Annotated in this window: 6 protein-coding genes and 1 pseudogene; 3 read left to right on the top strand and 4 right to left on the bottom strand. The window is 44.1% G+C overall.

The features are described from left to right. Positions 1-185: 185 nt before the first annotated feature. Together F0231_RS18050 and F0231_RS18045 are read right to left on the bottom strand one after the other, a co-directional pair. Positions 186-485 (bottom strand): annotated as a pseudogene (locus tag F0231_RS18050) (GNAT family N-acetyltransferase); the annotation flags it as partial. Positions 486-1,128: 643 nt separating this feature from the next. Continuing rightward, positions 1,129-1,731, bottom strand: coding sequence for a hypothetical protein (locus F0231_RS18045; protein WP_171761086.1), 603 nt, complete (start codon positions 1,729-1,731; stop codon positions 1,129-1,131). 481 nt (positions 1,732-2,212) lie between these two features. Between F0231_RS18045 and F0231_RS18040 the strand changes: the two genes are divergently transcribed. Continuing rightward, on the top strand, positions 2,213-2,572 hold the full coding sequence (locus F0231_RS18040) for a thiamine-phosphate diphosphorylase (protein WP_171761089.1): 360 nt from the start codon (positions 2,213-2,215) through the stop codon (positions 2,570-2,572). A 66-nt stretch (positions 2,573-2,638) separates the two neighbouring features. On the opposite strand, the gene F0231_RS18035 is transcribed toward F0231_RS18040, so the two are convergent. Further along, positions 2,639-3,292 carry an isochorismatase family protein gene (locus tag F0231_RS18035; RefSeq protein WP_171761085.1) on the bottom strand — a complete coding sequence of 218 codons (654 nt, stop codon included), beginning with the start codon at positions 3,290-3,292 and terminating at the stop codon, positions 2,639-2,641. 195 nt (positions 3,293-3,487) lie between these two features. Between F0231_RS18035 and pncB the strand changes: the two genes are divergently transcribed. Then, positions 3,488-4,711, top strand: coding sequence for a nicotinate phosphoribosyltransferase (gene pncB, locus F0231_RS18030; RefSeq protein WP_171761084.1), 1,224 nt, complete (start codon positions 3,488-3,490; stop codon positions 4,709-4,711). Between the two features lie 19 nt (positions 4,712-4,730). On the opposite strand, the gene F0231_RS18025 is transcribed toward pncB, so the two are convergent. Continuing rightward, the gene (locus F0231_RS18025) at positions 4,731-5,684 is read right to left on the bottom strand and encodes a LysR family transcriptional regulator (RefSeq protein ID WP_171761083.1); all 954 of its coding nucleotides are present in this window, start codon (positions 5,682-5,684) and stop codon (positions 4,731-4,733) included. Between the two features lie 104 nt (positions 5,685-5,788). Here F0231_RS18025 and F0231_RS18020 point away from each other — a divergent pair, with 104 nt between their 5' ends. Then, positions 5,789-7,129, top strand: a complete 1,341-nt coding sequence (locus tag F0231_RS18020) for an MATE family efflux transporter (protein ID WP_171761082.1) — start codon at positions 5,789-5,791, stop codon at positions 7,127-7,129. Positions 7,130-7,153 lie beyond the last annotated feature (24 nt).

The following is a 7,153-nucleotide window of genomic DNA, read 5'->3' as shown; positions in this document are numbered from 1 at the left end:
TTCGTGCATAGTTTATAAATTACGTAACCAATTGAAAGTAACACAAGTATACAAAATAAAACTTGTAAAAATGGTTCCATTAATGACTCCGAAAACCTAACGCCGCATTAAGGTGTGAGCGACGCTTGGCTAGACTTGAGCGAAGCGAAAACGCCAAGCGTTGCGAATCACTCTTAAATGCTTTGTTATGTGTTTGAACTTAGAGGCTTCTCCATTTCAACCAACCCTTTGACTTCAGATGTTCTAACGAAGCCCTTGGACTCATACAGGCTGATTGCTGGATTTTCACTAAACACACGCAAAACTAGCTTAGTGGATTGTCTTTTAAGCGCATGTCTAACAACTAGTTCGAGACACTTTGCCCCAATTCCTCTGCCCTGAAACTCCGGCAAAATTTGAAAGTCTCTCAAGAGGGTAGTATCGCCACTATAGCTAAAACGGAGAACACCAACACGAGCTCGGTCTAGATGGACTTCGTAATTATCAAATTACTTAACTAAAACATTGTGCCATAAAACACTAAACTTAACCTAGAATGCAGATCGACAAGCGTTGTGAATCTGCTTAAATTGTTTGTTATGTTTTACCACAAGTTACTGACTTGCTTGAGAAAGAACTGATATTTGGGACTGCTTTTCTGAACCAACCCACACGGCAAGGACTGACTTGACCACCAAAAGCGACCAACCTACAACAATTATGAACACTTCCCTTCCCAATGAGGCAACACTACAAACATTCAACAAGTGCCCTAGTCTCTTCTCACAACAGCGCAGACAATGGTAAATTGCCGAGACAACTGCCAAGGTAGGATGCTGCTTGGGAAAGAACCTCATAGCGACTTTAAGCCAAAGAAATTGAAACCTAGCCTGCTCGACCTGACAATGAAGCAACCCACGAATATTGGCATGTTTCACGGCCTAAGAAATCCAAGAACTTAGACCGACAATGCGGATTTGCTGAGTCTACTCGGAACAAATTGCCAGAGGGACAAAGAACTTGAGCCTTAGACTTTTAAGTCATTGAAATACAAGTAAACATAACGCCGCATTAAGGTGTGAGCGGCGCTTGGCTATACTTGAGCGAAGCGAAACTGCCAAGCGTTGCGAATCACTCTTAAATGCTTTGTTAGCTGAATTTTTCAAACTGTTTTAAAAGATTATTTCGTTTATCCAGTACTTTACTACGTTCGTCTTCTGACACGTAATCTAAGAGGATGGATAGTTCTATGAAGTCTGTATGGGCTTCCTTAAATATCTCAGAGTCATAGCAACTTTTTATCCAGTACAACTCCTCACCTGTGATGCTATGAAATACTTCTAGAGGCATGTAGTCACAATGTTCAGGATTAGCAAAGTTAGACGTATGTTCTAAATCAAATGGGCCTATATTATTTCCGTAAAGCCAAGGCAAAAGATAAACATTTGACAACATTGTAGCCGCTAGTTCATAGGTAGCTCTGCCGTGATTACCTAAGCGGTAAGATAGAATCGAACGGCACAACATTTGGATTGGTTCACCAATGTCATCTGGAAATTGGGTCTCATACCATTCCATGTACTCTTCCGCTTTCTTCAGATCATTTAGCACGAGTAGCAAAGGAAATATCAAGTATCTTTTCCCATACCCATCATTAATAAACCCGTACTCTCTCAACTCACGATTAAGCCCTGATTTGTAGCTTGAAATCTTAGCTCGAATTTTCTTATCTGTATCTGGAACTGTAAACATATGCAAATCTCGCTTTATTCAGCTAACGCCAATTAACCCACAAAATGTATTATTAATCCCCGAGTGATGTCATTTTCATCTCATCCACGGCACTACCCACACATCGAGAAAAGCTCTAACAAACCGTAGGTTACAGTTACCAATATATCATACGCTTCGGTGTTAGGTTGCAAAGTGTTACTTAGTTTTTTAAATCCTGGCTTTCGCATTATCTCTGTTACTCTTTTGCCACATAGAAGCAGTCCTATTCCTCCTTTCAAACACCACTTTAAAAGTTATTTGTCGTCTGGATAACGAGTGTAAGTTGATGGATTTGGGTTGGCTACCTAACATGCGCAACCATCGAATAAGTGATGAATGACAAACGAAAAATTCTGATAGATCGACTTTTTGAATCTAGATTCAACGACACCGTTTGAGCAGTTTGGCTCAGTTTACATCTACCAGAATCTCTATTGGAGTAATTTTCGTGAACAAGTTAATGGCTATTTGTCCTGAAAAAATCAGCAAGGAACACAAGTCGCGTGAATACGATTTGCGTGTCCTAAACCGTGTCAGCGAAGGCGAGTACGAATCACGAATGGCAGTATGGCGAGGCTTGCCGTCTTTAGGTAACTCAAGCACTGAAATTGATAGCTATGTTGAAAGCGTTTTCAACAAAATGCAGCAAGAGCTTGTTGATGCAAAACGTGAACTTGAAATTAACTACAACGATTTCTACTCAATGGCAAAAGAAGAGATCAACTACATCAAAATCCACACAGACAACAAACACATGCAGTTGTTTTGGTATACCGCCATTGCGGTGACCATCGCGGGTACATTAGCGCTTTACATTTAACGGATACGCCGGCCATGGATGGTCTCCTTATTACCTTTTCTAATCAATCATTCAGCTCTATGTGTTCTATCTTAGGTCAATGTCTTCCGCCTGAGCTACGATCGTCACACCTAGATTTTTCAGTTCTTCGACTACCGCGTTAGCATTGTCCGGAAATACCGCTCTGGTCGACGCAAGGTTCAGAACCACATTAAAACCCGCATCCACCAGCTGCTCTACCGATTTCTTAACGCAGAAATCCAATGCTAAGCCGCCAACAACTACATGTTTGATGCCTTTAGATAGAAGAAATTCTATACCACCCGTAGATAAGGTGTCCGCTTGGTCGTGATAGAAAGCGCCATATGGGTGGGCATCAGGATCGATACCTTTATTAATTTGGAAATCATAGTCACGCACATTCGGCAGCCCTGGGAGTAATTCCACGCCTTCAGTACCCACCACACAATGCGGGTTCCATTTAATATCGACTTCTGGCAATCCTACAGGCTCTAACATCTGAGCAGGAGTTTCAGCTTCCCAAGCCGCACCTGGAGGATGCATATCTCGTGACACTAAGCGAATTACTGCCTTCTCGTGGTTTAAGCGTAACTGTTCAACAATTTCTAAAGCGCCTTGTACCGGGAGCTCGTTTGGGCACAGTTCACTAAAGCCTTTTTGAGGGTCAACATCAACTGACGCAGTTTCCAATTTTCTTAACTGTATGGTTTGTAAAGACATGTTGTGTTCCTTTGTCGGGCTAGTTCATCACCCGTTTACCCAAAATCGTTCAATATCGTCAATGATACGTCATGCACTTAGCAAAGTACTTAATTTTCCTCTCATAAAGCGCCTCCCTTAGGAATTTGACAATTCGTCACCGCTTATCTAGAGTGCGTCTCTCCTGCAAGCTCGTAATACAAAGGTATGGCCTCAATGTCCGCCTCTCTTTTTAACAACCAAATCATCCAAAGTGCGCTCGATCTTGATGTCTATAAGATCAACATGATGTATGCCGCGTACACGCACTACCCTAATACAAAAGTTCGTTATGAGCTTATCGTGCGTTCGGATGAAAGTTTGGCAGACTTGAAAGAAGAGGTTAAAGCCGAAATCAACAACCTCGCCCAGCTTCAATTTACCCATCAGGAGCTTGAGTACTTAGCTGACAAAGCGCCTTACCTCGGCAACGAGTTTATCGGCTACCTTGATGAGTTTCGCTTTAAGCCTCAAGAGCAAGTGACAGTCTCTCACTCAGACAATCAGCTCAATGTGTCTATCTCTGGAATATGGCACGAGACCATTTTGTATGAAACCTTGGTGATGAGCATTATTTCTGAAGTTCGTAATCGTCGCCGTTGGAACAAGATCCCTTACGCTCAATTCGAAAAAGTACTTGCCGATAAGGTTGCCAATCTAAAGTCTGAACTAAAAAGACGAGATATTACCAACTTCCAATTTGCTGAGATGGGGAGCCGACGCAGATTTAGCGCGCAAGTACAGCATGATATGGTGAAATACTTCAACCAACATGCTATCGAACTGATGAGTGGTACCAGTAACTACCATTTAGCGAAACAATTCGACCTAACTCCGATAGGCACCGTGGCGCACGAGTGGTTTATGGCTCACCAAGCCCTCACAACGGTTGAACGCTCTCAACAAATAGCACTCGATCTCTGGCAATCTACCTTTGATGGCAAACTCGGTATTGCGCTAACCGATACCATTGGCATTGACGCTTTCCTCAAAGACTTCTCGTTTGAACGTGCTAACGCTTATGCAGGGGTAAGACACGATTCAGGAAGTCCGTTTGATTGGGGAGATAAGATGATCGCTCATTATACTTCTCTGGGGATCGACCCAATGAGTAAAGTACTGATTTTCACTGATGGGCTTAACTTCGATCGCGCGCTAGAGATCTGTGAATACTTTAAAGGTCGTGCCAACATCAGTTTTGGCATTGGTACTTTTTTAGCGAATGATATGGGTGACTGGAGTGAAGATAACAAGCAATATCAACCACTGTCGATGGTAGTCAAAATCGCCGAGTGCAATGGTCTACCAGTGGCTAAGATTAGCGATGAGCCTGAAAAAGCGATGTGTGAAGACGCTGACTTTCTAAAAACGCTAAAACAGAGCTTCAACCTCAGCCACTAATTTCGAATAAGCGCTCGCACTAAAACGAGACTTTTTCACGACTCCAGCCAAATTTTACGCACAGTTGCTGCAACTGTGCGACATCTTGCTGAGTTTGTGCCACCAGCCAATCTAAGATTTCATTCGCTATCGGGGTATGGTTTTTCTGATAGCAGTAATATTGCCAATCACTGTGTTGCAAGGCGATCACTTGTGGGCATTTTAAGAACTGCCTTTCTAGTTCAGGTAGGACAAGCAATAGATCCGTTACCGTGACTCCTTGACCAGCCAGGCACGCACTCAAGGCCAAATCCAAACTGTAGAAAACGGTGTCACGGCCAAGCTTATTACCTTTTAGGTTTGCATTCTTTAGCCACAGTTTCCAATCTTGATGATCAAGTGTCGCGTGAAGATGAGGCAGCTTAAGCAGATCTTCAATTTGAACCTGCTTATCCGAAAGAAGCTCCGTATACACTGGGGCCATATACTCCTCTCGTAAAAGGGTAATCCCGGGCTTTCCTGTGTAGAGCTCTCGATGCTTAGAGTTGATAACCAGCAAATCACAATCTTCAGTCAAGAGGTCTGGGTCTTCCTCGATAGCTGGGATGATCACAATTTCGTGCTCGGGGTAACGCTCATTTAGCATAGCAACATTAGGCATTAAGACGCGGGTCGCGAAGCTGAGTGCACTCTTGATGACAATGCGCTTTTTAGCGGGTGCTTTCCACTGAGCGATTAATGAGTCTAAGTTATGGTAATTCTGTCTTAATACCTCATAAAGATCTTTCCCTTTTGAAGTCAGTTCAATTGCGCGATGCTTGCGAACAACCAATGTCGAATTGAGCTCATCCTCCAGCTGCTTAATCTGACGACTTACAGCACTTTGCGTCACATTTAGCTCATCCGCCGCATTGGTAAAACTCATCAGTCGAGCAACCGCTTCGAATACTTTTAAAGCATTGTGAGAATAAGGAAGATTTGAGTAAGGGCTCATAACGCTCTCGCATGATCTGAAGTCATGTAAGAGTGGCATAAATGTCATTTGAACGCCAAGTGGATAATCCGTACCTTTATGTGATAACGATCACGAGGCACACAATGAAAAAGATTCTTTCACTCGCTATTCCACTTATTATCTCGCAGATGATCTCTATGGCATTGGTATTGACCGATGTCTGGATGATGTCGCGATTAAGTGTCTCTGCCATTGCCGCAGGTGGTTTGGGTGCCTCTATCTATTCATTTGTGTTCATCGTTGCGGGTAGCACCGTTGGCTGTGTGGCCAATCTAATTGCGATTGCCTATGGCCAGCGTATTGCTCGCCCTGAGTTCGGTAATCAGCAGATCCGTTTTGCGGTCAAAGGTGCAGTTCTGCTGTCATTCCTTTTGACCGTCGTGCTTACCATCAGCTTTATGTTCGTCCCTCAGCTGCTTGCACTCGCCAATCAACCGACAGATCTCGTTGGCCCAGCAATGGAGTATGTCGATACACTTAAGTGGGCTATGTTACCGTCTTTGTTATTGCTTGTGTTACGTGGCTTAACCAGCGCATTTGGCAATGTACGCTCTATTATGGTGATGTCGTTAATGACAGTTAGCTTGAACGTACCAATTAGCTACGTACTTGCGTTCTCACTCGACTTTGGCTTGGCAGGGTTAGGTGCTGGTACTGCGCTTGCGGCAACCATCGTTATGCTTGGCTACGCTGTATGGGTGTTCAAGCGCCCTGAATATATGGCCTTTGCTCCGTGGCTAAACCGTGAAGAATATTCTCTATCGTTACTTACCCCCCTGTTGGCAATGGGTCTACCTATCGCACTGGCTGCCCTACTTGAACACGGTTTAATTTATGGTGGTACGCTCATGGCTGGCACCATCAGTATCGCGGCGTTAGCCCTGCACCAAATCCTGCTGCAATGTTTGAGCTTCACTTGGAACGTAAACTTTGGCTTCTCTCAAGCCGCTGCGATTCTAGTTGGGCAAGACTTTGGCGCTGAAAACTACGATGGCATTAAGCGCACCGCACTAAGAAGCTTCGGCATTACTACCGTCATTAGCGTCATCTTAGCCGGAGGATTCATGTTGTGGCCTGAATTTATCGCAGGACTGTTCAACCTTGATGCAGAGCTGACTCACTTGCTAACCATGGTGCTTTGGGTTGTCGCACTATCGTTTATTGTGGATGCATGGCAGCTGTTAGCAATTAACTTGCTGCGTGGAATGAAGATAGTCATGGGCCCAACCATCATGACGGCAATTGGTTACTGGGCATTTGGTCTACCAGCGGCTTGGTATCTAATGCCAAAATTCGAGTTGGCCGGCATTTGGGGCGGGATCGGGATCGGCCTAGGGGTCACTGGTGTACTGTTACTTGCTCAACTCTTGGTTGCGATTAACAAGAAGCGCTATTCAGATCCGCTTGCGATGGCCGCGAGCTAAGCGTTAGACTCTCATTCCTTATTC

This window comes from Vibrio sp. RE86, assembly GCF_013114545.1.
Lineage (GTDB): Bacteria > Pseudomonadota > Gammaproteobacteria > Enterobacterales > Vibrionaceae > Vibrio.
This window is presented reverse-complemented; position numbering and strand designations above follow the sequence as displayed.

What these genes read in the sequence shown, in the direction of transcription:
- F0231_RS18040 (WP_171761089.1), top strand. Translation starts at nt 2,213, where the DNA reads ATGGCTATTTGTCCTGAAAAAATCAGCAAGGAACACAAGTCGCGTGAA.
- F0231_RS18045 (WP_171761086.1), bottom strand. Translation starts at nt 1,731, where the DNA reads ATGTTTACAGTTCCAGATACAGATAAGAAAATTCGAGCTAAGATTTCA.
- pncB (WP_171761084.1), top strand. Translation starts at nt 3,488, where the DNA reads ATGTCCGCCTCTCTTTTTAACAACCAAATCATCCAAAGTGCGCTCGAT.
- F0231_RS18025 (WP_171761083.1), bottom strand. Translation starts at nt 5,684, where the DNA reads ATGAGCCCTTACTCAAATCTTCCTTATTCTCACAATGCTTTAAAAGTA.
- F0231_RS18035 (WP_171761085.1), bottom strand. Translation starts at nt 3,292, where the DNA reads ATGTCTTTACAAACCATACAGTTAAGAAAATTGGAAACTGCGTCAGTT.
- F0231_RS18020 (WP_171761082.1), top strand. Translation starts at nt 5,789, where the DNA reads ATGAAAAAGATTCTTTCACTCGCTATTCCACTTATTATCTCGCAGATG.